General features: G+C 58.6%; 15 protein-coding genes. 12 read left to right on the forward strand and 3 right to left on the reverse strand.

What is annotated here, in order from left to right:
* The first annotated feature begins 44 nt into the window (after positions 1 to 44).
* From A3K90_RS03930 to A3K90_RS03965, 8 genes are all read left to right on the forward strand, one after another.
* Entirely contained in the window at positions 45 to 5,867 is a 5,823-nt protein-coding gene (locus A3K90_RS03930; RefSeq protein ID WP_303681269.1) for an Ig-like domain-containing protein, read from the forward strand.
* A 33-nt stretch (positions 5,868 to 5,900) separates the two neighbouring features.
* Positions 5,901 to 8,057, forward strand: coding sequence for a type I secretion system permease/ATPase (locus A3K90_RS03935; protein WP_303681270.1), 2,157 nt, complete (start codon positions 5,901 to 5,903; stop codon positions 8,055 to 8,057).
* Positions 8,058 to 8,168: 111 nt separating this feature from the next.
* Entirely contained in the window at positions 8,169 to 8,447 is a 279-nt protein-coding gene (locus tag A3K90_RS03940; RefSeq protein ID WP_303681271.1) for a hypothetical protein, read from the forward strand.
* Between the two features lie 110 nt (positions 8,448 to 8,557).
* A complete protein-coding gene (locus tag A3K90_RS03945; RefSeq protein WP_303681272.1) occupies positions 8,558 to 9,964 on the forward strand; it encodes an HlyD family type I secretion periplasmic adaptor subunit in 1,407 nt (468 codons plus the stop codon).
* 6 nt (positions 9,965 to 9,970) lie between these two features.
* Complete coding sequence (locus A3K90_RS03950; RefSeq protein WP_011357147.1) at positions 9,971 to 10,726, forward strand: serine protease; 756 nt, start codon at positions 9,971 to 9,973, stop codon at positions 10,724 to 10,726.
* Positions 10,727 to 11,082: 356 nt separating this feature from the next.
* A complete protein-coding gene (clpP, locus tag A3K90_RS03955; RefSeq protein WP_011357148.1) occupies positions 11,083 to 11,760 on the forward strand; it encodes an ATP-dependent Clp endopeptidase proteolytic subunit ClpP in 678 nt (225 codons plus the stop codon).
* Positions 11,761 to 11,800: 40 nt separating this feature from the next.
* Positions 11,801 to 14,506, forward strand: a complete 2,706-nt coding sequence (locus A3K90_RS03960) for a valine--tRNA ligase (RefSeq protein ID WP_303681273.1) — start codon at positions 11,801 to 11,803, stop codon at positions 14,504 to 14,506.
* Positions 14,507 to 14,654: 148 nt separating this feature from the next.
* Positions 14,655 to 15,554: an RNA polymerase sigma factor RpoD/SigA gene (locus A3K90_RS03965; RefSeq protein WP_303681319.1), complete on the forward strand. Its 900-nt coding sequence runs from the start codon at positions 14,655 to 14,657 to the stop codon at positions 15,552 to 15,554.
* 233 nt (positions 15,555 to 15,787) lie between these two features.
* On the opposite strand, the gene A3K90_RS03970 is transcribed toward A3K90_RS03965, so the two are convergent.
* From A3K90_RS03970 to A3K90_RS03980, 3 genes are read right to left on the reverse strand one after another with little or no spacing between them, the layout of a single operon-like run.
* Complete coding sequence (locus A3K90_RS03970; protein ID WP_303681274.1) at positions 15,788 to 16,591, reverse strand: S-adenosyl-l-methionine hydroxide adenosyltransferase family protein; 804 nt, start codon at positions 16,589 to 16,591, stop codon at positions 15,788 to 15,790.
* A gap of 4 nt (positions 16,592 to 16,595) precedes the next feature.
* On the reverse strand, positions 16,596 to 17,678 hold the full coding sequence (gene lptG / locus A3K90_RS03975) for an LPS export ABC transporter permease LptG (RefSeq protein ID WP_303681275.1): 1,083 nt from the start codon (positions 17,676 to 17,678) through the stop codon (positions 16,596 to 16,598).
* Positions 17,679 to 17,689: 11 nt separating this feature from the next.
* Positions 17,690 to 20,554 (reverse strand): pitrilysin family protein, encoded by a 2,865-nt coding sequence (locus tag A3K90_RS03980; protein WP_303681276.1) that lies wholly within the window; start codon positions 20,552 to 20,554, stop codon positions 17,690 to 17,692.
* 496 nt (positions 20,555 to 21,050) lie between these two features.
* On the opposite strand from A3K90_RS03980, the gene uvrB reads away from it, so the two are divergent.
* The 4 genes from uvrB (at position 21,051) to A3K90_RS04000 (ending at position 26,920) form a co-directional block, all read left to right on the forward strand.
* Positions 21,051 to 23,111, forward strand: a complete 2,061-nt coding sequence (gene uvrB / locus A3K90_RS03985; RefSeq protein ID WP_303681277.1) for an excinuclease ABC subunit UvrB — start codon at positions 21,051 to 21,053, stop codon at positions 23,109 to 23,111.
* A gap of 132 nt (positions 23,112 to 23,243) precedes the next feature.
* Entirely contained in the window at positions 23,244 to 25,445 is a 2,202-nt protein-coding gene (locus A3K90_RS03990; protein WP_303681278.1) for a bifunctional (p)ppGpp synthetase/guanosine-3',5'-bis(diphosphate) 3'-pyrophosphohydrolase, read from the forward strand.
* A 93-nt stretch (positions 25,446 to 25,538) separates the two neighbouring features.
* Positions 25,539 to 26,126, forward strand: coding sequence for a LemA family protein (locus tag A3K90_RS03995; RefSeq protein WP_303681320.1), 588 nt, complete (start codon positions 25,539 to 25,541; stop codon positions 26,124 to 26,126).
* A gap of 2 nt (positions 26,127 to 26,128) precedes the next feature.
* Positions 26,129 to 26,920, forward strand: a complete 792-nt coding sequence (locus tag A3K90_RS04000; RefSeq protein WP_303681279.1) for a YgcG family protein — start codon at positions 26,129 to 26,131, stop codon at positions 26,918 to 26,920.
* Positions 26,921 to 26,927 lie beyond the last annotated feature (7 nt).

The raw sequence follows: 26,927 nt of genomic DNA on the forward strand, positions 1-26,927 counted from the left end.
TTGGGCTCGGGTATTTCCAGACACTTGTTAATGGCTATGGATCCATGCGGCTGAAGAACTGGGCCCGCCGGGCAGGCAAGCGCATAGCCCGGACCGTGAGTTCATGGCCATCCAATCTTGGCGTCGGCATCGGCCTCTATGTTTCCCATCTCTTTTATGAAAAGTGGGCGGCCTCGCACCTGGAGTTGCCGCAGGGGGAAGAGCAGGACGACGGGCTTACGCTGGATGTGAACGCCGCCCTTGGCGCCGCCATCCCTGACCCTCTTGACGAAACCTCCTCCGAACGGGAGGTGTTCACTGTCGCCGACCCGCTTCCTGAAAAACCCCCTGCCGATCCAGAAGAAGTTGTCACACCTCCCGATTCCGAAGGCAGCTCCGTGATTATGGAGTTTGACGGCGGTGAGGACATCCTCAGCTATCTGGTTCCTTCTTCCGATACCGGCTATGCGCTCGTCGCCGACTACCAGGTCTACACCCTCGAGTACGTCGAGCCGCAGGAGCCGATGTACTCTGTTCAGGAAGAGGACGATGACGACGACAAAGGGCTCTTCTGGCTGGATCCGGCAGCGGTGCTTGCCGTTGGCCTGGGTTTCTTTGCCGGGACCCGTTCTTATTATGATTTCGACGTGCAGCCTGCGGCCGACAACACCTCCCCCCTTGCCCTGATCGACGGCGGCTCGGTCGATGAGGACGCCACGCTGGCCGTCGATGCCGCCCATGGCGTGCTCTCCAACGACACCGACGGTGATGGCGATGGCCTGAGCGTGACGGCGCTGCGGACGGGTACGGAGTCGGGGTACGGCTCCATCGGCACGGTAGGGGAGGCGCTTACGGGCACCTACGGCACGCTGACGCTCTCGAGCGACGGCAGCTACACCTACACCGCCGACCAGACGGCGACCGACGCACTCGGAGAGGGCGAATCGGCAACGGACAGCTTCACCTACCAGGTCTCCGACGGTCAGGGCGGCACAGACTTAGCCCAGCTGGATATCACAGTGAGCGGTGTCAACGACGCTCCGACTTCGAGCGACGACAGTGTCGTGTCGAACGAAGGAACGACGATTGTGCTTTCTCTCGACGATTTCGGCACATACACCGATGTCGACGGCGATTCCGTCGCGGGGGTGAAGATCAGCTCGCTGCCCTCCGCCGGCAGCCTCGAGTACAGCGCAGACGGTTCGACATGGATGGCGGTCAGTGCCGGTCAGGAGATCAGCACGGAGTCGATCGACGGCGGACGGCTGCGTTTCGTGCCGGAGGCCGGGGCATCGGGCGATGATTATGCCTCGATCGGCTTCGAGGTTTATGACGGTGCGGCCTACAGTGAGGGCGGTTATGTCCTCAGTGTGGATATCAACACTCTGCCCTCCTCAACCGATGACAGCGTGACGACCGACGAGGACGTCGCCTATGCCTTTACCCTTGAGGATTTCGGGGCATTTTCAGATGCCGACGGCGACGTACTGGCCGCGGTGAAGATCTCGACGCTCCCGACCGGAGGAACGCTCGAGTACAGCAGCGACGGGGTTGCCTGGGAGACGGTCCCGCTCGATCAGGAGATCAGCACCTCGGACATCGAAGCCGGGCGGCTGCGCTACACGCCGCCGGCCGACCTGAACGGTACCCCGTACACCACGATCGGCTTCCAGGTGTCGGACGGAAGCTCATATAGCAGTTCGGACTATACGCTCACAGTGAATGTCACATCGGTCAACGATGTGCCGACTTCGACTGATGACAGTGTAACGACTGAAGAGGATGTGGCTGTGCTGTTGGCTGTATCCGACTTAGGCAGCTTTACAGATGTAGACGGTGACTTGCTTGCTGGCGTTCGGATCACGACGCTTCCTGTGGCTGGCACGCTCGAATACAGCAGTGATGGAACGACATGGACAGCCGTAAGCGATTCACAGGAGATCAGCACGTCGGACATCGAAGCAGGACGCCTGCGTTACACGCCGGTTGCTGATGCGTATGGGGTCCCATACGCATCGCTCGGCTTCGAGGTATATGATGGTGTAGCCTATAGTAGCTCGGAGTACACCCTGACACTGAATGTCTCATCGGTCAATGACGCTCCGAGTGCTGCAGACGACACCGTCACGATGGATGAGGATACCTTCGTGGTGCTGCTTGCCGACGATTTCGGCACCTTCAGTGATGTCGACGGCGACTCGTTTGCCGGTGTTCGGATCACAGCGCTCGAGAGCGCCGGCGACCTCGAGTACTACGACGGTTCCCAGTGGGTCGATGTTGTTGCTGACCAGCTTATCAGCGCCTCGGACATCGATGCCTGGAATCTCCGCTACACGCCTGCCGACGATGCATACGGGACCCCCTACGCCACGATCGGCTTCGAGGTGTACGACGGCACCGACTACAGTGCCTCAGAGTACACGCTGAGCGTAAACGTTTCGGCGGTGAACGACATGCCGGCGGTTGATCTCAAGCCTCTTGATGACTCCGGCATAGACAACACCGCCACGTTCGTCGAGGTCGCCGGAACGGATGACGGTTCGGCGGCTGTCGCATTTGCTGCTGAGGGGGTGAACCTCTCCGACGTCGACAGCGCGAACCTCACGAGCCTCACCGTCTCGATCGCCTCTTCGACGGTGGAGTCCGGAGACCGGCTGGTGCTCGGAAGCACAGTGATTGATCTGTCGGATACCTCGGACAATGTCGGTGAGGTGAGTTACGATGGCACAGCTTTCAGTTACAGCGTGACCGATGCGGGTGAAGATCGGACGGTCGTCTTCACGAGCCTCGTAGAGTCTGGAGGAGAAGGAGCCCCTGCGGTGATCTCCAGCTATGAGTTACTGCTCGACGCGCTTAAATTCAACAATACCGCCGACGATGTCACCAGCGGTGAGACGCGCACCTTCAGCGTCGTGGCTTCCGACGGGACGGATTCGAGCGATGCGGCCGACTTCACGGTCACGCTGCAGGGGACCGACGATCCTTCCGACCTCATTTTCGACATGTCGGCCGGACCGTTTATCGACGACGGAACGGTGGTCGTCAATGCGTATACCAGCGCGGGAGAGCTGCTCTTTTCGATTGAGAAGATCGATGGGGCGTACGAGATCGTCGGTGCAGATGCCGAGGATGTGCAGTTCATCGGGGAGGGGGCCATCATCGACACGAAGATCATTTCCGGTACGGAGGTGGTGGTGGTCGAGGAGTTCCAGGTGAGGCTGTTCCATTACTTCGGCGATGTGTTCCTCAGCCTCGAAAGCGGCAGCTATGTCGACGAAGCGACCGGAGCTACCACGGCGCTCGACGTGGCGCTCCGTGCCGTGGTTGACGTTCCTGAAAACAGCGTCAGCGAGGTCAGCGTCACCCCCTACACCGAGAGCGCCGTCCGGCTGATTGAACTGGCCGCAGGTGTCGAAGAGCTCTCGTTTGACGTGGCAGCGGATGCCGAACTGATTTCGACCTACTACGCCGCGGCCGCATCGGGAATCTCGGAGCTGGTCGGTATCGACATTGTCAGCACCAGGGCAACTCCTGTCAATGATGAGTCGGATTTTCTTGCCGCTCTGGGGGAGGATGCCACTGATGAGGATATCGAGAGCAACCAGTACGGCCTCAAGCTGGCAGCACTTTCCGAGCTGGTTGCTTCTGACGACCAGCTCGCCTCCAAGGTCGATTACGGGGTGTCGAGCATCGTCGACGGTCTTGAGGTGACATTCAACGATCTTGGCGGGCTGGACTTTGACCTGATTTCCTTCACCACGACGCAGGTCGAGCTTACCGACTCGTTTACCGACTACAATTCAACATTCACCTATACTACGACTGATAACGAGGGCAATACAGTGACCAATCCGCTGGTCCCCCTCGATGACAACGGCAATCCCGTTGCCGGCAGTACCCTGGTGCGTGACGCGGTGGCTCCCGAGACGGCCTCCATCCGCCTCATCAATCCCGAGTCGGGTGCGTTCTTCATGCGCGGATATGTCGACCTTGTCGACAGCCTGAATGCCGCTGAGGAGTCTGAGTATCTGGAGTTCAAGCTGATCTTCGATGACGTCCAGTATACGGCGACCTACAACGAAGAGCTCGGCCTGTGGCAGAGTTCTTCGTATGATGCGGATACCCGCCTGACGAATTCCTCTGATTCGACCTTCACCATCACCTCCTTCGATGCCTCGACCGGCGAGGCTTCCTGGCAGTTCCTGCTCCCGGAGGTCGTCACCACCGGTACCTACGAGACGATTCTTGTCCTGACTGACCGAGCCGAGAACGCGAGCCTCGTCGTCAAGTCGTTCACGATAACCGACGGCCCGCCCGAACTCTTTATCACCATTGCCGATCCGGTGCTGTATGCGGGGGAGACGACTACGGTCACCTTCGACTTCAGCGAGGAGGTGACGGGATTCGACCTGACGGATGTGTTCTGTTTCGACACCGTTTCAGGTCTTCAGCAGGATGCCCTCGATCCCACGCTGTGGACGGCCACGCTGGAGGTGAGCAGCTCGCAGGGCCTGGCGATGCCGATGGTGGTGAGCGTCGGTGACGGCGCCGTCCTTGACCGGACCGGCAACGAAAACACGACGGGGGCGTCAGCCGTCTACACCGTCATGCCGTCGTCCCCGATTGTCGGCGACATCACCATGATTGACGATACGCTGTGGGGCACGGCATCGGCGGATGTGATCGACGGCCTGACGGGTGACGACATCCTCTACGGAGAGGGCGGTGACGACCTGCTGCTGGGTCATGAGCAGGACGATGTGCTCATGGGCGGAGAGGGCGACGATACTTTCCTTGCAGGAGACGGCGACGACATCGTGAGTGGCGGATATGGCGACGACATCTACTACGCCGACGCGTTCGGCGATTTCACCTACACGCAGAACTATGTGGTCGGCGGTGAGGGTGAGGATACAGTCTATTTCCACTACGGTATGTCGGAGTACAAGATTGCGTTCGTCTCCGCTTCCCAGTTCGACTTCCTCAACACGCTGCTCGGCGACGAGGCGGGCTTCCGCGGCATCACCGAGTATGATCTCTCGTTCGAAGAGGATCTTCCTGTGCTCAGGATCGAGCGTGTCGACAATTTCTGGGAAGACCTGTCGGGACAGGTTGACTACGTGCAGGTTGAAGAATATGTTTTTGCGGATGCAATACTGCAGTTCACGGCAGTCACCGGCGATCTGGTTTTCGGCACCGGCTGGGTGCTGAATGTCGCTTCCGCCGACGGGGCGCTCCTCATGGACGGCGCTTACGATCCGCTGCAGACTACCATCGGCATCAAGGTCGAGGGGAGTCTGTACGGTGACCGGCTGATCGGCGGGCTCGGCGACGATGTGCTTGCCGGAGGCGGGGGTGACGATGTGATCGTCTCGCTCGGCGGCGACGATCATCTGTATGGCGGTACGGGAGACGATGTGCTTATCGCCACCACGGCATGGACCGGTGCGGATCCCGGCGAGGTCGTCCTGAACGGCGGCGAGGGGGCCGATACCTTCGTGTTCCTTCCGCAGGATCCGGAGCAGGGCGCGTCGCTCGTCATCGAGGACTTTTCAATCGATGAGAGGGATCTCATCGACATCACGGGATTCTATCATGAATCGACGGGCGGGCTCCAGGCGCTTACTGCCGCCGATCTTGTCAATACTGATTTCATGGACGATTATTCCTCCTACCTGAACCTTGACGACGGTGCGGGTTATGCATCGCTGCACCTCGAAGGGTTCGTCGACGCCGACGGGGAGGCGCTCGCGGATGTGGATGTCCGCATCGATTTCGATCCTGCGAATGTGCCCGACACCGTCTCTTCGGACTGGTTTGCTCCGGTCGACAGCGGGGTCCTCAGCGAGCACTGGTGGGATCAGCTCTATTCATCGCTCGCCAATTGAACATTTACGGAGTGATTCCACTATATTCTTGCCATGACCACCTATACTGACGAAGCTGACGTAGAGATCCTTGAGCCGAAACCGGTCAAGCTGGCCTCGAATTTCGAGAAGATCATTCTCGACTTCGCCCGCCAGTCCGGCAAGTCGCTGAGCCTGGATCTCATCCGCAGCGCCCTTCCCCAGGGTAAGGCGCAGGCGGAGATCGAGGACATCCAGGATGTGGCCCGTGTCTGCGGTCTGCGGATATATGAGCTGCCGAAGGATGTGACGCGCCTTGAGGATGAGGATCTTCCGGCGCTCGTGCAGCATAACGTCGACAAGTTCGTCGTCATCACCCGGCTTGCCGAGGGGGGACAGGCCGATGTGCTCGAGCCGGAGGGTTCGAAGGAGGGACTGAAACTCCAGGAACAGGCTTACTCCCGTAACATTGAGCGCGTCTACCGGATCGGCTTTGATTCGGCGAGCCTCTTCAGCCGCTGGAGCTGGCTGCTCCGTCCTCTTGAGGAGAGCAAGTGGGCTTACGGGCAGGTCTTCATTGCCGCCGTCATGACGAACCTGCTTGCCATGACCACATCGATCTTCTCCATGGTGGTCTATAACCGTGTTCTGCCAAACAACGCGACCGAGTCGCTCGTCGCCCTCACCATCGGCGTGTTCATCGCCCTTGTTTTCGATTCACTCATCAAGATGCTCCGCTCCTGGTTTCTCGACGGGGCGGGTTCCCGGGCTGACGTGCGCATCGGCGAGAAGCTGTTCGAGCAGCTGGTGTCGATAGATCTTTCGGCCAAACGCGATTCGGTCGGAGGACTCAGCAGCGTCATGCGCGAGTTTGAAACCCTGCGCGACTTCCTCACCTCCGCCACCCTTGTCGCACTCATCGATCTTCCCTTCGTCATCGTCTTCCTCATTGCGATCTTTGTCATCGGCGGCCCGGTGGTTCTTGTTCCGGCGGTGCTGGTTATTGTGGTTGTCGCTTCCGGCGTCATCGCCCAGCCGTTCCTCAGCAAGCTGGCCCAGGAGTCGCTTGAAGAGGGAAAGTCGAAGCAGTCGATCCTTGTCGAGACCATCAGCGGCCTGGAGGTGATGAAGACCTCCATGGCGACGCGCGAGATGCGCAAGCGCTGGCGCGAGAGCCTGCTCGCCCAGTCGGGTTCAGCCGTCAAGTCCCGCCTCGTCTCCCAGATAGTCGTCAATTTCAGTGCGTTCGCCCAGCAGATCGCCCAGGTCATGATCATCGTGGTCGGAGCCTACGAGGCGGCGGTGGGCAACATGACGATGGGCGCCCTCATCGCAGCAGTCATCCTTGCCGGTCGCGGCATGGCACCGCTCGGCCAGATTGCCGGCCTGCTCACGAGGCTCGTGCATGCGAAGGCTTCATTCCTTGCTCTCGACCGCTTCATGGCCCTTCCGCTCGACCGGCCCCCCTCGACCCGGTTCCTGAACAAGGAGAAGATGCTCGGCAAGCTGGAGTTCCGTCAGGTCAATTTCGCATACCCCGACCAGCAGCAGAACGCCCTGCAGGACTTGTCGTTCACGATCCAGCCGGGTGAGCGGGTCGCTCTTCTCGGCAAGATCGGTTCCGGCAAGAGCACGGCCGCACGGCTCATGCTCGGACTCTATGGGCCCTCTTCCGGTTCGGTGCTGATCGATGATACCGATGTCCGCCAGATCGACCCTTTCGACATCCGCCGGCATGTTTCCTTCATTATGCAGGACAGCTGGCTCTTTTCGGGTTCGGTGCGTGACAACATCGCTTCGGGTGCCCTCGCCGTTTCCGACGAAGAGCTTCTTCGGGCGGCCCAGATTGCCGGTGTCCACGATTTTCTCGGCGACCACCCGAACGGCTACGACCTCATGCTCCGAGAGCGGGGTGAGGGGCTCTCAGGTGGCCAGAAACAGGCGATTTCGCTTGCCAGGGGTCTGGTCGGGAACCGCTCCGTCTTCATCATGGACGAGCCGACGAGCATGATGGATATGGGCTCGGAAACGAAGTTCGTCGAGCGGCTCTCACAGGTGATCATCGGCAAGACGCTTGTCGTCATCACCCACCGCAGCGCCATGCTGAAGCTTGTCGACAGGGTGATCATCTTCGACAAGGGGCGCATTATCGCCGACGGCCCGAAATCGATCCTCGACCGGAAAAACCCGGCTCCGGGAGCTCCCCCCACTGCCATGGCGGTGAAAGGATGAGCAGGCGAGGGTGCCGACAATGCACTTGTCGCTATGGAATGGAAAACCTATTTTAATTGACGTTATTTACTGCAGTACCAATCCCCAGAAACCCTCAACAGGAGAACACTTATGGACCAGTTCATTGACGATATCGGCCTCATCCGCATCGGCGGCGGCCTTGTGCGCATTCAGACCGTCCGCAGGATGCAGGACGAAAAAGGCGAGCAGCGTGCACAGGAGAGAGGCGACCTCGTGCTGCCTATCGCTTCATTTCTCCGGATGCATACCGGCATCAATCGCGCCATCGAGGAGATGCTCGAGAAAGGTATACTGAAACGCCGTGAGGACGAGAAGATCGAAGGCGAAGGTGATGCTTCCGATGTCATCGACACACAGGTCAAGGAGTAAGCTCCCCGTCTGTTGTCTCTGTGGTTTACAGTCAGGAACGAAGGCCCCCTCTGGGGGGCCATTCCTGCTTTTGAGTCTTTCATTTTCACCAATCAGGAGGGATCGGCTTCTTGAAGTTTCCGTTTCTAAAGGGCAGGTCTGCCGAAGAGATCCTTGCAGGGTTCCTCTCGCCGCACTCTGAGGGTGAGGAGGAGTCGCGTTTTGCCCGGTTCGTCTCTTCCAGCCTCGAGCGCATCGACCGCTTGAACCGTCTCTGGGGCGGGAAGCAGTCGACGCCGACGTTCCTTCTGCTCTCGATCACGGTGTTTCTGGCGGTCATGCTCATATGGGCGTCGTTTGCAGAGCTGGACCATGTCGTTACCGGGCAGGGCAAGGTGGTTACGCCGAAACAGACCCAGCTCATCCAGAGCCTCGAGGGGGGCATCATCGAGCACATCTATGCGCGTGAGGGTGATGTTGCAGAGGAGGGGAGTGTGCTGGTGAGTCTCGATCCCACCCAGGCAAAGAGTCTTTACGGCCAGGCGCAGAAAGAGGAACGGGCGATTGCGGTGCGCGTCGAGCGCCTTCTTGCTGAAAAAGAGGAGCGGGATCCGGTTTTTCCTTTTGAGGTGATGCAGGAGGAGCCTGAGCTCATAGCCGCCGAACAGGCTCAGTACCGGGAACGGAAGGCCGTGCTCGACACGGAGTTCCAGCTGCTTGACGCGCAGGTAAGCCAGCGCAGGGAAGAGCGGATGCAGACTGAAGCCGAGCTGCACCGGGCCAAAAGGGAGCTTGAACTCGCCAGGGCCGAATACGGACTCATCAAGGATCTTGTGGACCGCAGGCTCGAAGCGCGTCTTTCACTGATCAATGTGGACCGGGAACGCAACGAGGCCCAGTCGCAGCTCAATAAGGCGAAAGTATCCCTCAAACGGGCCGATGCGGCTCTTGCCGAAGGGCGTTTCCGTCTAGCCCAGTCGCGTATGAATTTCATGAGTCAGGTCGGAAACGAGTATGCAGAGGGTGTGGGGCGACTTGCCGAGGTTCGACAGAAACTGCAGGGTCTGAGTGATCGCCTGAACCGTACCCAGCTCGTTGCTCCGGTGAACGCAATCGTCAACAAGATCCACGTCCGCACCGAAGGCGGGGTGGTCCAGCCGGGTCAGCCGATTCTTGAGCTGACGCCGATCGACGGTAAAATCGAAATTGAAGCCGCCATCCAGCAGAAGGATATCGCTTTCGTCCATATCGGACAGACCGTCTCCGTCAAGCTTACGGCCTATGACTTCTCACGCTTCGGCGACATCAAGGGCAAAGTTACCGTCATCAGCCCCGATGCGCAGCAGCTCGAGGATGGCCGGGAGTTCTTCCAGGTCCGCGTTGAGCTCGACCAGTCCTATCTCGAGAACAAGGGCAGGCACTACCCCGTCACTCCCGGTATGGCGGCCAACGTCGATATGGTGATTGCCAAGAGGACTGTGATGGAGTATCTGATGGAGCCTGTATTCAAACTCCAGGACCGGGCCTTCAGGGAGTGATGCCGCATGCTGAAACGACTGATTCTTCTCATAACCCTTTCGGTATCTGTTCTCTCGCCATTTGCTGATGCGGCGCCGCCTGCGCCGCAATCCGTAAAGCGCGCCCTTACCCTCACCCCTGAAACCTCCGTTGCAACCGCGTTTCTTATCGCTCCAGGCTACCTCCTCACCGCCAACCACGCAGTCAGGGGCAAGCAGCGGCTCTACGTCGCCAAGGAGCGCGATCGGGTCTTCACGGCGGCAAAGGTCGTCGGATACAGCGACGAGCTCGACATCGCCATCATTGCTGCCTCCGTTCAGGGCCGACCGCTCGAGTTCGGTCAGTGGCAGACTTTTCCGAGGGGAGCGGAGACCTTCGTGCTCGGTTTTCCCAAAATCGGCAATTACGTTTCCGAAAAGCGTATCACTGCAGGCATCTTCAACGGCGACCAGAAATTCCGGGGCCGTGAGGACTGGTTCCAGCTGAGCGCTGAAATCCAGCGCGGCAATTCAGGCAGCCCGGTGATCGGTCCGGACGGCAGGGTATACGGCCTCATCAGTCACAAGCTGGACGCGCAGAAGGCGCTGCAGAAATACGGGGACTTCCCGCAGAATGTCAATTTCGCCCTGAAAAGCTCCCTCATCCTGAATTTCCTGGAGGGGTACCACATCAAGGTGCGCAGCGCCGTTTTCGATCCCGTCAAGGAGCTTCGCCCGTATCAGGTCTTTGCCGGCAATCAGGACAGCATCTTCCTGCTTCTGGGGACCAGCAAGGCTGATTGAGCCGGATGTGGTTGAAATCAGCTATAGCGGTCCGTGGCATTTCTTATCGCAGGAGCTCCTTCTGCACGGTATTTTTCCTCATGATGCTGAACATGTGCGACCCTTTTTCTGAATATTCTATATTGGTAGCAAAGAGAGCTCTCATGAAGGAGGCGATAGACCTATGGCACAGGTACGAGTACGCAGCGGTTACCAGATAACCATTCCAGGGCGCATTGCCCTCTCCTGCATCGATTGACACTTTTAGTGCGGCATTGCGGTTTCCGTTTCTACAGGATACTCAGTATCTTCCCTGACATGTGCTCCGGATGCTGGGGCCTTCTCGTTTTCATCGACCACTTACAGACCATACACAAATGGCAAACATCAATTTCGGTTTCGAGCACCACGCCTCAAAGCTCTACTCGGGTGCGATAGAACAGGGTATCCAGAACTCGCTGGTGCCGATGGTCATCGAGACCTCAGGCCGCGGTGAGCGGGCCTTTGACATCTTTTCCCGTCTGCTCCGCGAGCGCATCATCTTCCTCGGCAGCGGCATCGACGAGCATGTCGCCGGACTCATCATGGCGCAGCTGATTTTCCTTGAGTCTGAAGATCCTGAGCGCGATATCTACATTTATGTAAACTCCCCCGGCGGCAGCGTATCGGCCGGCCTCGGCATCTACGATACCATGCAGTACATCCGCCCCGATGTGTCGACGGTATGCGTCGGCATGGCGGCAAGCATGGGCGCGTTCCTGCTTGCCAGCGGCGCAAAGGGCAAGCGGGCCTCGCTTCCCCATTCGCGCATCATGATCCACCAGCCCTCCGGCGGCGCACAGGGCCAGGAGAGCGACATCATCATCCAGGCGCGAGAGATCGAGAAGATCCGCCGCCTGCTTGAAGAGATCCTCGCCAGCCATACCGGCAAGGATGTACAGCAGGTGCGTGAGGACTCCGAGCGCGACCGCTGGATGAACGCAGAGGAAGCCCTCGACTACGGCATCATCGACCAGGTGTTCGCAAAACGCCCCGCCCCGGAAAAGAAAGACTGACAACGGCCCTTTTCGGCCGCAACCGATTTACCTCCCTGCAATGAGCGACCAGCAAGTCCCCTTCAACCTTGAGAAGACCTATAACCACAGTGAAGTAGAGGACCGGTGGCGGAGCGCCCACTGGGAGGCGCTCGGCACCTTCCATGCCGAGCACTCCCGGGTCCATGGCGAGGGCCGCAAGCCCTACAGCGTGCTCATGCCGCCGCCGAACGTGACCGGCAGCCTGACGCTCGGCCATGTGCTGAACCATACCCTTCAGGACATCTTCATCCGCTACAGCCGCATGACGGGAAAGGAGGCGCTCTGGCTTCCGGGCACCGACCACGCCGGCATCGCCACCCAGACCGTGGTGGAGCGGAAGCTGCGCAAGGACGGCATCAGCCGCCACGACCTCGGCCGCAAGGATTTCCTCTCCCATGTCTGGCAGTGGAGGGACGAGTACGGCGGGCTTATCTTGAAACAGCTCCGGCGGCTCGGGATCTCCTGCGACTGGCGCCGGAACCTGTTCACCATGGACGAGCGGGCTTCCGAAGCGGTCATCAATGCCTTCATCGCCCTCTACCGCGACGGACTCATCTACCGCGGCAAACGCATCATCAACTGGTGTCCGGTGTCGCAGACTGCGCTCTCCGATGAAGAGGTGATCATGAAGCCGCGCCGTGACCAGCTGGTCTATGTGCGCTACGCGCTTGCCAAAGACCCTGCCCGTTTCATCACCATCGCCACCGTGCGGCCCGAGACCATCCTTGCCGACGTGGCCATTGCCGTGAACCCTCAGGACGAACGCTTCCGTGACCTTGTGGGCGAAATGGTGGTGGTGCCGATTGCAGGCCGCCACATCCCTGTCATCGCCGACGACTATGTCGATATCGAGTTCGGTACGGGCGCGCTGAAAATCACTCCTGCCCACGACCCCAACGACTATGCGGTTGCAGGCCGCCACAACCTGCCGGTGATTTCCGTCGTCGGCAAGGACGGCAGGATGACCGACGAATACGGCTACATGGGCATGGACCGGTTCGATGCCCGCAAAAAGATCATTGCGGACCTTGATGAGCTCGGAAATCTGGACCGTGTCGAGGACTACGAACATAACGTGGGATACTCTGAGCGAGCTGACGTGGTCGTCGAGCCCTACCTTTCCGAGCAGTGGTTTGTGAAGATGCAGCCCCTTGCAGAAAAAGCGCTGCAGGTTGTCAACGATGGAGAAATCCGGTTCCACCCCCCGCACTGGATCAACACCTACCGCCACTGGATGGAGAACATCCAGGACTGGTGCATATCCCGCCAGCTCTGGTGGGGGCACCGCATCCCCGCATGGTACGGACCCGACGGTCAGGTATGGGTGGCGGATTCCTACGACGAGGCATGCCGCCTTGCCGGCACCGACAAACTGGTGCAGGATGAGGACGTGCTTGATACCTGGTTCTCATCCTGGCTCTGGCCCCTGACCACGCTCGGCTGGACCGGCCCGAAAAGCGACAACGAAGATCTCAGGGCGTTTTATCCAACCGACACGCTCGTTACGGGTCCCGACATCATCTTTTTCTGGGTTGCCCGCATGATCATGGCCGGCATGTACTTCAAGGGCGACGTGCCGTTCCGGGACGTCTACTTCACAAGCATCATCCGTGACATGAAGGGCCGCAAGCTCTCCAAATCGCTCGGAAACTCCCCGGATCCCCTGAAGGTGATTGACACATACGGTACCGATGCCCTGCGCTTCACCATCATCTACATCGCCCCGCTTGGTCAGGACGTGTTGTTTGGTGAGGAGAAGTGCGAGCTCGGAAGGAACTTCGCTACAAAGATCTGGAACGCGTCGCGCCTGGTATTCATGCAGCGCGAAAAGCATTTCGAGGGCCCGGCGGACTTTGCCCGATACTACGAAGGGTTCGATCCCTCCTTGGAATCATTCGATATGGCGGGCCGCTGGATCCTCTCCTCCTACAACGCCATGCTGGAGCGTTACCATGCGGCGTTCGCACAGTTCCGGATGAACGACATCGTCAAAACAGTCTATGAGTTTTTCTGGGGCGACTACTGCGACTGGTACCTCGAAGCACTGAAGGTAACGCTTGCTGAGGGGTGTTCGCCCGGGGAAGCAAGAAAGGCTGTTGCGCTTGCCGTGTACGTGCTTGAAGGGAGCCTGAGGGTTCTGCATCCCGTGATGCCTTTCATCACCGATGAAATATGGCATTCGGTTCTGCCGCGCCCCGCAACCCAAAGCATCGCATCGTCGGAGATGCCCGTGCCGGCAGCCGCTCCGGTTGCTGAGGAAGGCTTCGGGCTGGTGCAGAAGGTGGTGACGGAGATACGGAGCCTTAAGGCACTGTTCGGCGTGCCCCCGGGACTTCGCGCAGAGGTGCGCTTTAAAGGAGCCCGGAGCGTTGCCGGGGAATCGCTCAACAGCGGCCTTGCCTTCATTGCCGCGCTCGGCCAGTGCACCCCTTCGATTATAGAGGACGATGCCCGGCCGCCGCATGCTGCCGCTTCGGTGGTCGAGGGACATGAACTCTTTGTGCTTCTGGAGGGTTTAATATCATTCGAGAAGGAACTCTCCCGCCTGGAAAAAGAGATACAGAATGTATCGGGTTATGTCACCCAGCTTAAGAAGAAACTATCCAATTCAGGATTTGCCGATCACGCACCTGAAGATGTGGTGGCCAAGGAGCGCGAAAAACTGGCCGACGCTGAGGCCAACCTCCTGAAACTGGAGGGTAATCTGGCGGTGCTCAGCGACTGAAGGGCACTCAGGGAAGCGGATGGATAGCCAGAAAAAATCGGTTTTTTGGATTATGTACTGAGCGATTATATTGTGATTTTGCCGGTTTATAGTATAGGCCGGCCGCGCCGGTTCAACACACGTGAATATTTGAGGGGGAATGGCACATATGAGGCAGCTTAAAATAAGCAAGCAGATAACCAACCGCGAGAGTCTCTCGCTGGACCGGTATCTGCAGGAAATCGGCAAGTACGATCTTCTGACGGCAGATGATGAAGTTCGGCTGACGAAGGCCATCAAGGAAGGCTTCGACATGCCGGTGGATACGACAGAGTACAAACGGGCTAAACGGGCGCTGGACAAACTGATCAAGGGCAACCTCCGCTTTGTGGTGTCCGTTGCCAAGCAGTACCAGAATCAGGGGCTCACGCTTGGCGACCTCATCAACGAAGGCAACCTCGGCCTCATCAAGGCGGCCAAGCGCTTTGACGAAACGAGAGGGTTCAAGTTCATCTCCTACGCCGTGTGGTGGATCCGCCAGTCGATTCTTCAGGCCCTTGCCGAGCAGTCGAGGATTGTCCGCCTGCCACTGAACCGTGTCGGCACCCTGAACAAGATCAGCAAGGCCTACAGTCAGCTTGAGCAGGAGTTCGAGCGCGACCCGAACACCAAGGAGCTGGCCAACCTGCTCGACATGGACTCGCAGGACGTTGCAGATACATTGAAGATCGCCGGCCGCCATGTGTCGGTGGATGCGCCGTTCGCCCAGGGCGACGACAACCGTCTGCTCGACGTGCTGCAGAACGACGGTCACCTGCCGGACCACGGGCTGAACCGCGATTCCCTCACCCTTGAGGTAGAGCGTTCGCTGTCGGTGCTTGCTCCGCGCGAAGCTGACGTGATCAAATCCTACTTCGGCATCGGCATGGACAACCCCCTCACCCTCGAGGAGATTGGCGAGAAGTTCAAGCTCACGCGCGAGCGCGTGCGCCAGATCAAGGAGAAAGCCATCCGCCGTCTCCGTACGTCGGCCTACAGTAAGGTGCTGAAGGAGTATATCGGTAGCTGAACGGTATTTCCGGACATTTTTTACGTTGTGATGCAGAAGCCGCCCTTCCGGGGCGGCTTCTTTTTTCGATCTGCGATCTGCAGGTTCGTGCAGGGCGTTGCCAGTAATCCCCTTCAGGCCGCCAGGTTTCCTTTTGTCCCCTGAGCAGAGAGAGAGAGAGAGAGAGTGTGTGTGTGTGTGTGCGTGTGGTGGGGGGGCGCCGGAAACATCCACCCTAAGGGAAGGCAATGCGCCTAGATGCGTTCAAGCCTGATCCGCTCACCCCGGCTCAGGCCGAAGCGTTCGATGGCACTGGCATTGCGGACACCGACTTCCAGGGTGCCGAAGCTGCCCCGGTAGGCAAGTGGTTCGCCTTCCGGGACGTTGCCGTAGGTTTCCTGAACCGGGAGCGCGGTGCCGTCCGGGAGGACGAGGCGCCATCGGTCTTCTTCGGCAGCGAGGCTGCTGTCGATGGATGTGACGAGGTTGCCGAACCGGTCGGCAAAGATGACGCCCCCTTCCCATACCCCTTTTCCGAGTGCCGTGCAACCCGGCATGGCGAGCTTCATGCAGCCGGCAGGATCAAGTGCCGGGCCGAGCGCTTCAAGTGCTATGCCGCTGGCAAGATGGGCTGCGGCCGGTGAAAAAACGTCCCTGCCGTGGAATGTTCTGCTCCGTTCGGGGGCGATGTACTGCCTGTTTGTCACTTCGACACACGCTCCGCAGCCATGCATATTGAGGATGGTGGTGAGCAGGCCGTTGTCCGGTGCAAGGAATCTCCGCCCTCCGGCTTCCACGGCGATGGCCCTGCGGCTGGTGCCGACTCCCGGGTCGATGACGGCTACGACAATCGATGCCGGAGGAAGGTAGGGGAGAGCACGTTCAAGCAGGAATGCGCCTTCCGTGATGTCCTGGGGTGTTACGGCGTGCGTGAGGTCTATGATGCGGGTTTCGGGTGCGATGGTGAGGATGACCCCTTTCATCTGTCCGACGTAGGTGTCCCCGGTGCCGAAGTCGGTCATGAGTACGACGGCGGGCGGGTGCTGCAGGGGATGCATCGGCTCAGTCAGGGGAGTAGCGGTAGATGACGTACCCGACGCCGAGAAAGAGCAGGTTCGGTAGCCAGGCTGCAAGCATCGGCGGCATTACGCCGTTGTAGCCGAAGGTGGCGATGGTTTTCTGGAGGCCGAGGAAGAGGAACCCGGCAAACAGGCTGATGCCGATTTCAGCGGCAAGTCCGCCACGCTTTTTCTTGGCAGACAGCGGTACGCCGATGAGGATGATGATGAGCGAGGCGAAGGGCAGCGAGAGCTTGGTGTGCAGCTTGACTGAGCTCCGCTCGAGGCCTGCGAACCCGGCATGCTTCTTTTCTGAAAGGTACTGCCAGTGGCGCCCGATGTTCATTTCATCAGGCCGGAGGTTGAGCTCAGCCAGAGACTGGAGTGAGAGATGGAGTTTCACCGGCAGGATGCTTTCGGTCCGGAACCGCTCGCTTCCGTTTTCGAACGTTCGCAGCGAAGCATTCCGGAGCACCCACTCCTGATTTTCAGGGCTGTAGCGCATGCTGTCCGCATCGGAGCGGGAAATGATGCCGCTGTCGCTGAACTGCTCGATGGAGACATCCCTGGCACTCGACATGTCGGGGTTGAGCGAACCGAGGGTTATGATGTGGTTTCCGGGTTCGAGGATATGGAGGTTGCTGTTGCCGCCTTCCTCATCCCTCTGATGGTGTCCAAGTTCGTTGCGCTCGAAGTTGTTGTTGCGCATCGTTGCGGCCGGGGCGATCCAGAACGAGTTCGTGAGGTTGATGGTACTGATGATCATGCCTCCGAGCAGGAACGGGTAGAGAAGCTGGCCCATGCTGACGCCTGCTGAACGGATGGCGGGCAGCTCGCTTGAGACTGCAAGCTTGCCTGCCACGAGGATCGCGGCAAGAAGAGAGCTGACCGGAGAGGTGATGAGAATAGTCTGCGGTATAGCGAACAGGTAGTACTGTGCGATGGCATCGAATCCCTGATTCCTGTCCATGAAATCGTCGAGGTTCTCGACCATGTGGATGAGCATGAACAGGGCTACGAAGGCGAGGCTCGTGAAGACGAATGTCTTCACGAACTGCCTGAATATGTAGCGGTCAAGGATTTTCATTCGCTCTGGGGTCAGTACCCGAATATGTTTTCAAGCGTGAGCTCTCGAACGGTTCCGTATTTGCGCAGGGTGTTTATGTCAAGCTCCTCCTTTTTGCCGAGGACCAGCATGACATGCTTTCTGTTCCTGAAGTGGTTTTCGTGGAACCGCTGCACATCATCGATGCCCATCTTTTGCGCACCTTCAAAGATTTCCCGGCGTATATCGCCCTCATGTCCTAACCGGACGGCGTCTTCATAATTAAAGAGCACCTCGGTGCGGGTGAGCCGCTCGCTGGAGATCTTCTGCAGGATTCCGTTCCGGGCCGAGGCGAACAGTTCCGGCGATAGGGGCAGTTCCTGCATCAGTTCGCTGATGCCTCCGAGTGCTTCGGGCAGCTTGTCCGACTGGGTCCCGATGTAGCTGAAAATATAGTTATGTTTTTCTTTCTGTTTGGGTGTCCGGTACACGGAAAATACTGAATAGGCCAGAGCCTTGGCTTCACGGAGCTCCTGGAATACCACCGATGACATCCCTCCCCCGTAATATTCGTTGAAGAGAGAAATAAGCGGCACCTCCGAAGGGTCGTAGATGGCGTCACGCGTCAGCATGATAACCTCCGCCTGTGTCATGTCGTAATCGACTACGAAGATGGTGTTTCCTGTCTGCTCAAGCTCAGGGAACGGATCGGATGTCGGCGGGGCTTCGGGTGCGGCCGGGTAGCTGCGTACCGTCTGGAGTTCACGGACGATTGTTTCGGCCGAATCGGGCCCGTAGTACAGCACGCGGTGGCGGTACTGCATGAGGTGGCGCACCTCTCCCAGGAGCTCTTCGGGGGTGAGTGCTTCGAGTTCGCGGTCTGAGAGGACATTGGTGAATGGTGACTTCGGGCCGTACTTGCCGTAACTTGACATTGCTTCGAAGAGGATTTTCCGCTTCGAAAGCTTGTCGTCTGCACGCTCCTTCCGGATGCCGGCTTTCAGCTTCATAAGGGCATCCCGATCGGGGCGGGCGTTCTCCAGGAGCGATTCAAGCAGGCGGAGCGCACGGGGAAAGTTCTCCCTGAGCCCTGAGAGCTTCAGATAGACGAAGTTCTCCGAAGTAAAGGCCGAGAAGCTGGTGCCGAGCCGGTAGAGCTCGCGGCTGAAATCCTCCGGGGGAAGTTCAGCCGTGCCGAGATAGGAGAGGTAGTCGAGAGCCAGCTCGATTTTGCGGCTTTGGTTCTTTCCTGTGTCGAACACATAGTAGAGCGAGTACAGGTCGTTCTCGCGGTTTTCAACATAGTGAAGCTTCACGCCGCTCTTGACCTCATGAACCCCTATGTCCTTCCGGTAGTCGAGATAGACCGGCTCAGTGCCTTTCGAGGGCATGGCGAGCAGTTCACCGGCAAACGTCGAGAGGGTATCGCGGTTGACTTTGAGCGGGGTGATCGGGGGTTTCTGTATTTTGGTCTCGCTTTCCGGCGTGCCATGCTCTTTCTGGACCTCGACGTAGTTCGTTTTATAGTGCTGTCTGGCGAAGGCGGTGAGCTCCTCTTTTGAAATTTTGCGGAGTCGGTCGATCTGGGTGCTGTACTGCTGCCAGTCCATGCCCCAGATGAAGGAGTCGACATAGGCTTCGACCCTGCCGCGGTTGCTTTCGTAGAGCTTCAGCTGTTCTATTTTCAGGTCGTTGACGGCAGCCTCGAGGAGCCAGTCCGGGAACTCCCCGTTTTTCATGAGTTCCACCTGCTCCTGCAGAAGGCGGGAGACTTCTTCGAGGCTCTGGCCTTCGCGCGGCTTGGCGCTGAGGATATGAGCTGAATAGTCTTTCATCAGCACCAGCATGGAGCCTGCGTCGAGCACCTTCTGCTTCTGGTTCAGGTTCAAATCGATAAGTCCGGCCGTCTGGTTGTAGAGCACCTTGTCGAGCAGGGTAAGGAGGTCGGCGTCGCGGGTGTTGACGCCCTGGAACCGGAACCCGATTACAACCTCTTCGGCTTCAGGGCCCTTGACCCGTATCACTTCTGGCTTATTCAGGGGCTCTTCCTGTGGCGGGACGAAGGCCGGCAGCGCTTTGGGCTCGAGGACTGAGAACTTCCTTTCAATCAGCCGGATGGTTTCGTCGGGGTCGAAATCGCCTGCGATGCAGAGCGCCATATTGTTGGGTACGTACCAGGTACGATAGTAGTTCATGACGTTCCGTATGGACGGATTCTTCAGGTGTTCCGCTTTTCCTATGGTCGTCTGGGTGCCGTAGGTGTGCTTTTTGAAGAGCCCTGCGAAGAGATTTTCCCATATTTTGCGGCTATCGCTGTCCATGGTCATGTTCTTCTCTTCGTACACCGTTTCCAGTTCGGTATGGAAGAGGCGCATGACGGGGTTGCGGAACCGTTCGGCTTCGATGGTGAGCCACTGCTCAAGCTTGTCGGCCGGGATGTCGTTGAGGTAGACGGTCTGCTCTACCCAGGTGTAGGCGTTGGTGCCCTGAGCACCGATTGAGTTCAGCAGCTTGTCGTACTCGTTTGGTACTGCGTAGCTGGCGGCCACGTTGGAGATGCTGTCGATGTCGCGGTAAATGGCGGCCCTTTTTTCAGGGTCTTCGGCTGCACGGTACTCTTCATACAGATCGGAAATCTTCTCGAGCTCCAGATGCTCTTTTTCATAGTCGAGTGAGCCGATGGAGTCGGTGCCCTTGAAGAGCATGTGCTCAAGGTAGTGGGCCAGGCCGGTGGTTTCGGCCGGGTCATTCTTGCTGCCGGCACGCACCGCGATGGAGGTATAGATCCTCGGTTCGTCCCGGTAGGGGCTCATGTAGACGGTCAGGCCGTTTTTGAGGGTATATATTCTGGTGTGGAGAGAGTCTCCGGGGATGGTCTGGTACGGGTAGCTGCCGGCTTCGGCGGATGCATTCATCATGGGCTTGCAGGAGGTTACGGAGAGGAAAAAGGCCCCGGCGGCAAGTATCGGGACGAAGATGTTCGTGAAAGCCCGAAAGGCCGCTTTTCCGGGTAAAAAATTAAAATGGGATTTATGGGGCATAATTGCAACCGGCAACGTCATCCTTACCCCATCTGGCTTGAGGCCTCCGGCCTGAAGCCAGATGGGGCTGAATCATTATGATATCGCATATTACGATGAAGAACTAACAATTGAAGGGAATAGTTCTTTAATTAAGGATAAACAGCCGGGGTCTCTTCAGGTATCAACAGCCGGGAGTCCTCTTAAGGTGTTAACAGCCGTTGGTCCTCTTTAGGTATTAACAGCCGGGAGTCCTCTTAAGGTATCAACAGGCGGAGTCGGTTCGTATAAACAGCCCGGGTCCGGGTTGACGCGCTCCGGGCATGATTCGACGGTATTCAAAACAAGTATGTAGCAGGGAGTGTGTGTGCAGAGAGATCGGAAGGGGATTGGGATGGATAAGGGAGTGTACCGGCTGGTGAGCCCCTACGAACCTGCGGGCGACCAGCCGAAGGCCATTCGGGAACTCACTGCAGGCTTGCAGGCCGGTAGTCCGTTCCAGACGCTGCTCGGTGTGACTGGATCGGGAAAAACCTACACTATTTCCAACGTGATCGCCCAGGCCGGGCGGCCGGTGCTCGTGATGAGCCATAACAAGACACTTGCCGCGCAGCTTTACGGGGAGCTCCGGCAGTTCTTTCCAGACAACGCTGTCGAGTACTTCATCAGCTACTATGACTTCTACCAGCCGGAGGCATACCTGCCCTCGATCGACAAGTACATTGCCAAGGACCTGCGCATCAACGATGAAATCGAACGCCTCCGGCTGAAGGCCACCAGCGCCCTGCTCAGCGGTCGGCGTGACGTGATCGTCGTCAGCTCTGTCAGCTGCATATACGGCCTCGGCTCTCCGGAGGAGTGGAAGAGCCAGATCATAGAGCTTCGCACCGGCATGGTGAAGGAGCGCAACAGTTTCCTGCAGGAGCTTATTTCCCTCCATTACGTGCGCGACGACGTGGATCCCGGTTCCGGCAAGTTCCGGGTGCGCGGTGACATCATCGATCTCATTCCCGCCTACGACCAGCTGGCGCTCCGTGTGGAGTTTTTCGGCGACGAGATAGAAAGCCTGCAGACCTTCGACATGTCGAGCGGCGAAGTGCTCGGCAGCGATCCCTACGCATTCATCTACCCCGCCCGCCAGTTCGTTGCCGGAGAGGAACAGCTGAAACAGGCTATGCTCCGGATTGAAAATGAACTGGCCGGCCGGCTTAACGAGCTTCGCTCGGCCGAAAGGTTTGTGGAGGCGGGGCGGCTTGAGGAGCGGACCCGGTATGACCTTGAAATGATGAAGGAGCTCGGCTACTGCTCCGGCATCGAGAACTATTCACGCCACATCGCGGCTCGCAATCCCGGCGAGCGGCCGCACTGTCTGCTTGACTATTTCCCCGAGGACTATCTGGTGGTGGTCGATGAGTCGCATGTGACCCTGCCGCAGATCCGCGGTATGTACGGGGGTGACCGCTCACGCAAGTCCATTCTTGTCGAGCATGGGTTCCGTCTGCCCTCTGCGCTCGACAACCGGCCGCTCCGCTTCGATGAATTCATGGACATGGTTCCTGAGGTCATCTGCATCAGCGCAACGCCCGGAGATCTCGAGCTTGAACGCTCGGGCGGCGTTGTTGTCGAGCAGGTGGTACGCCCGACCGGGTTGCTCGATCCTCCGGTGGAGGTTCGCCCCGTGAAGGGTCAGATTGACAATCTCCTTATGGAGATCCGCCGCCATAACGCCGGAGGGCACAAGGTGCTGGTGATGACCCTGACGAAGCGGATGAGCGAAGACCTGCACGACTTCCTCCGCAAGGCAGGCGTCCGGTCCCGATACCTTCATTCCGAGATCAAGAGCCTTGAGCGGATGCAGATTCTGCGCGAGCTCCGTACGGGGGAGATCGATGTCCTTGTCGGTGTCAACCTTCTTCGCGAGGGGCTTGACCTGCCGGAAGTCTCCCTTGTGGCGATTCTCGATGCCGACAAGGAGGGGTTCCTGCGCAATACCCGGTCGCTCATGCAGATTGCCGGCAGGGCTGCGAGAAATGTTGAGGGTTTCGTGGTGCTCTATGCCGACACCATCACCCGCTCTATACGGGAAGTGCTCGACGAGACTGCCCGCCGGCGCGAGATCCAGCAGCGGTATAATGAGGAGCACGGCATCACGCCCCGCTCCATCACAAAGTCGGTCGAGGAGATCCTCGACACCACCAGTGTCGCCGATGCCGAGGAACGCTACCGCCGCCGCCGGTTCGGACTTGAGCCGCGTCCTGAACGACTGCTTGCAGGTGTTCTCGAGTCCATGACCCCCGAGGAGGGCCGTGCGATGGCTGCAGAACTTCGCGCCGAGATGCAGCAGGCGGCGCTTGCCATGGAATATGAGAAGGCCGCATATCTGCGCGACGAGATTGCACGCCTCGAAGATCGTCTTGGCGGCGCGGCACCTCCCGGCAAAGGAGAGCAGGCATGAGGTTGGAGTAGTTTTTCTTCGTGCATTGTTTTGTTAATGGCGAAATAAAGTTTTATAGAGAAGAGACGGGGGGCCCGGAGCGGGACCCCCTTCAGCATCTACCACTTTTTTTCAAGGGGAGCAGAAGCGGCTATGTTGGCCCAGATAGAAAAGGAGCACTACCAGAAACTCCATGAGATTCTGCGTCTTGCACGCCAGAACCTCAAGCAGGTCGATGAATCGCTGATACAGCGGGCGTTTTTCATGTGCTACCGTGCCCATGAGGGGGAGAAGCGCGCTTCCGGCGAGCCCTATTTCTACCATCCGGTGGAGGTCGCAACGATTCTGCTCAACGAGCTGCCGCTTGATGGCGTATCGGTCGCCGCCGCGCTTCTGCACGACGTGATCGAGGACAGCGGCTATACCTATGAGGACATTTCCGCCGAACTCGGTCTTGAGGTCGCAGACATCGTCGAAGGGCTGACGAAGATATCCGGGATCATGATCAACCGCGAGACCACGCAGGCTGAAGGGTTCCGGAAAATGCTGCTCTCGATGGTGAAGGATATCCGCGTCATCCTCATTAAGTTCTGCGATCGGCTGCATAATATGCGCACCCTCGAGTCGCTCCCCGAGCACCGGAGGCTGAAGATCGCTCTGGAAACGCGCGACATATACGCACCGCTTGCGCATCGGTTCGGTCTCGGCAAGATGAAGGTGGAGTTCGAGAACCTCGCCCTGAAGTACATCGACCCGGAGATGTTCGCATTCCTGCAGCAGAAAGTCCGCCTGACGAGGGGCGAGCGGGTCGCCTACCTCAACAAGATGATCGATCCCATCAAGGATGACCTTGAGAAGCAGGGCTTCCAGGTCGAGGTGCAGGGACGGGCTAAGCACCTGTTTTCGATCTACAACAAGATGCGCAACAAGAACAAGACCTACGAGGATATCCACGACCTCTACGGCATCCGTGTGATCATCGATACGGAACGCATCGCCGACTGTTTTGCCGTTTACGGTTTCATCACCCAGAAGTATCCGCCCGTTCCGCAGCACTTCAAGGACTACATATCCATCCCCAAGCATAACGGATACCAGTCGCTCCATTCTGCCATCATCGGCCCGAAGGGCAACATGGTGGAGCTGCAGATCCGCACCCGGCGCATGCACGAGTTCGCAGAACTCGGCGTCGCGGCGCACTGGCGCTACAAGGAGAAAATCAGCAAGGACGACGCCAGCATCGACTCGTTCCTCCGCTGGGCCCGCGAGCTCATCAAGGACGCCGATTCTGCGGCCGCATTCATGGAGGGGTTCAAGCTCAATCTCTACCATGACGAAATCTATGTTTTCACCCCGAAGGGCGACATGAAGACCATGCCGGCCGGCGCAACCCCGATCGATTTCGCCTATTCCATCCACACCGAAATCGGCAACGGATGCATCGGCGCGAAGGTCAACGGGCGCATTGTCCGGCTGAACGCCGAACTCAAGTCGGGAGACCGGGTAGAGATCATCACCTCCAAGAACCAGCAGCCCAAGGCTGACTGGCTGAAGCTGGTGGTGACCCACCGTGCTAAACTGAAGATCCGTTCGGCCATCAACGAAGAGCGCCGCCTTCAGATCGAAAAGGGTCGCGGTATGTGGGAGAAGATGCTTACGGGGACGAAGAAGCTCCTCTCGGACAATGACATCGTGCGTTACGCCCGACGATACGGGGTGAAGACCCCTGCGGACTTTTTCAGCGCCCTGGCAAACCAGCAGATCAACGGCGAAGAGGTCATCAAACGCGTCAACAGCGAACAGCGGGAGCCGGAATCGCTTGAGGTCAGGGAGGATCCGAAACAGCTGGCAGAGTATCTTCGCACGGCCCGGGAGGGCGGCGAGGATCGGAAGGATCAGCCGAAAAAGCGGGACGAGGTCACGATCGCCGGAATGAACAATATCGCATACGCTTACGCGAAATGCTGCCAGCCGGTTCCGGGAGATGATGTCATCGGGTTCGTTACTGCAGAAGGCGTGGTGAAGATCCACCGGAAAAACTGCATCAACGTGAGTAACGAGAACCTGCAGAAAAGTGAGCGGGTGGTGTCGGTATCGTGGAACCGGAAGGTCGAAACCGACTTCCTCGCAGGCATCCGAATCGTCGGAGAAGACCGTATCGGCATCACCAACCAGCTCACCCTCGTCATGTCGAAGTTCGATACCAACATCCGCAGCATTTCGCTCCATGCCCGCGACGGGATGTTCGTCGGCACCGTCATGGTCTATGTACGCAACACCGAAAAGCTCAGTGCCCTTATGGACAAGCTGAAGAAGGTGGGCGGCGTCTTCACCGTGGAGCGGCTTATCAGCTGAACGGAATGCTTTTGCAGAATTGTTTGTATGTTTACCCTTGCAATCATTGAACAACCAACACCATACCCCATGAACACCACCTCCAGAAAACCGATGGCTATCCGTGTCATACAGATCTTTACGCTGCTCTTGTTCTTCGGTTCCCTTTCAGGATGCGGCTACAACAGCATCCAGCAGAACGACGAAGCCGTGAACCGTGCATGGGGTGACCTTGAGTCGCAGCTCCAGCGCCGAGGGGATCTCGTGCCGAACCTTGTCGCCACGGTGAAGGGTGCGGCGGATTTCGAAAAGGAAACCCTTACTGCCGTCGTCGAGGCCCGCGCCAAAGCATCGTCGGTGACGATGACGCCCGAGATGCTCAGCGACCCTCAGGCCATGCAGCGCTTCCAGAGCGCACAGGGCGCACTTTCCTCAAGTCTCTCCCGCCTCCTCGTGACGGTTGAGCGCTACCCTGAAATCAAGGCCAACCAGAACTTCCGCGACCTCCAGAACCAGCTGGAAGGCACCGAGAACCGCATTGCGGTTGCCCGCCAGCGCTACAACGGCGCTGTCGAAACCCTCAACTTCTCGATCCGCCAGTTCCCGAACTCCATGACCAATTCGCTGCTTCTGAAACTCAAGCCGAGAGAGTACTTCAAGGCTGATGAAGCCTCGAAGGCCCTGCCGGAGGTGAAATTCTGAGGATGGTCCGGACCTTCTTCAGAGAGAGAGTGCACGACGCCGGGGCCCTGCCCGTAAGGGCCCTCGGCGTGCTTGTGCTGCTCATTCCGCTCCTTGCAGCCTTTTCTTCCACACTCTTTGCCCTTGATGTTCCGGCGCTGTCCGGCAGGGTGAACGACTACGGCGCAATGATCTCTCCCTCTGCCCGGGCCTCAATCGATCGCAGCCTTGCGCGCCTTGAAAAAGAGGAATCGACCCAGGTAGTGGTGCTGACGGTTCCTTCACTCGAGGGAGACGCAATAGAGGATTTCTCCATGCGGGTAGCCGAGGCATGGAAGATCGGCCGCAAAGGCAAGGACAATGGCGCGCTGCTCATTGCTTCGCGTGATGACCGCAAGATCCGCATCGAGGTCGGCTATGGCCTAGAAGGGAGCCTGACCGACCTTACGGCCGGGCGCATCGTCCAGAACGAAATGGTTCCGCTGTTTCGCGCAGGCAGGATCGATGAAGGATTCCTGCAGGGAGTTTCCTCCATCATAGCAGCTGTACACGGGGAATACAGGGCTGAACCCGGGGCTCCGAAGAAGGGGGGACGGGTGTCGCTGCCGATGCTTATGCTGCTGCTCTTTTTCATATACTTCAGCGGCCTTTTCAGCCGCCATCGCGGTGGCGGTGGGGGGCCGTTCATCTCCGGCGGTCCCGGAGGCGGTTTCTACGGAGGCGGCACCTTTGGTGGTGGAGGCGGTTTCGGCGGCGGTGGCTTTGGGGGCGGAGGCGGCGGATTCGGTGGCGGCGGCGCTTCGGGGAGCTGGTGAGGGCGAA

The organism is Pelodictyon luteolum, from assembly GCF_001622165.1.
GTDB classification, from domain to species: Bacteria; Bacteroidota; Chlorobiia; order Chlorobiales; family Chlorobiaceae; genus Chlorobium; species Chlorobium luteolum_B.

What these genes read in the sequence shown, in the direction of transcription:
- A3K90_RS03930 (WP_303681269.1), top strand. Translation starts at nt 45, where the DNA reads ATGCGGCTGAAGAACTGGGCCCGCCGGGCAGGCAAGCGCATAGCCCGG.
- A3K90_RS04000 (WP_303681279.1), top strand. Translation starts at nt 26,129, where the DNA reads ATGGTCCGGACCTTCTTCAGAGAGAGAGTGCACGACGCCGGGGCCCTG.
- A3K90_RS03965 (WP_303681319.1), top strand. Translation starts at nt 14,655, where the DNA reads ATGAGGCAGCTTAAAATAAGCAAGCAGATAACCAACCGCGAGAGTCTC.
- A3K90_RS03980 (WP_303681276.1), bottom strand. Translation starts at nt 20,554, where the DNA reads ATGATGAATGCATCCGCCGAAGCCGGCAGCTACCCGTACCAGACCATC.
- A3K90_RS03995 (WP_303681320.1), top strand. Translation starts at nt 25,539, where the DNA reads ATGGCTATCCGTGTCATACAGATCTTTACGCTGCTCTTGTTCTTCGGT.
- clpP (WP_011357148.1), top strand. Translation starts at nt 11,083, where the DNA reads ATGGCAAACATCAATTTCGGTTTCGAGCACCACGCCTCAAAGCTCTAC.
- A3K90_RS03970 (WP_303681274.1), bottom strand. Translation starts at nt 16,591, where the DNA reads ATGCATCCCCTGCAGCACCCGCCCGCCGTCGTACTCATGACCGACTTC.
- uvrB (WP_303681277.1), top strand. Translation starts at nt 21,051, where the DNA reads ATGGATAAGGGAGTGTACCGGCTGGTGAGCCCCTACGAACCTGCGGGC.
- lptG (WP_303681275.1), bottom strand. Translation starts at nt 17,678, where the DNA reads ATGAAAATCCTTGACCGCTACATATTCAGGCAGTTCGTGAAGACATTC.
- A3K90_RS03960 (WP_303681273.1), top strand. Translation starts at nt 11,801, where the DNA reads ATGAGCGACCAGCAAGTCCCCTTCAACCTTGAGAAGACCTATAACCAC.
- A3K90_RS03940 (WP_303681271.1), top strand. Translation starts at nt 8,169, where the DNA reads ATGGACCAGTTCATTGACGATATCGGCCTCATCCGCATCGGCGGCGGC.
- A3K90_RS03990 (WP_303681278.1), top strand. Translation starts at nt 23,244, where the DNA reads ATGTTGGCCCAGATAGAAAAGGAGCACTACCAGAAACTCCATGAGATT.
- A3K90_RS03950 (WP_011357147.1), top strand. Translation starts at nt 9,971, where the DNA reads ATGCTGAAACGACTGATTCTTCTCATAACCCTTTCGGTATCTGTTCTC.
- A3K90_RS03935 (WP_303681270.1), top strand. Translation starts at nt 5,901, where the DNA reads ATGACCACCTATACTGACGAAGCTGACGTAGAGATCCTTGAGCCGAAA.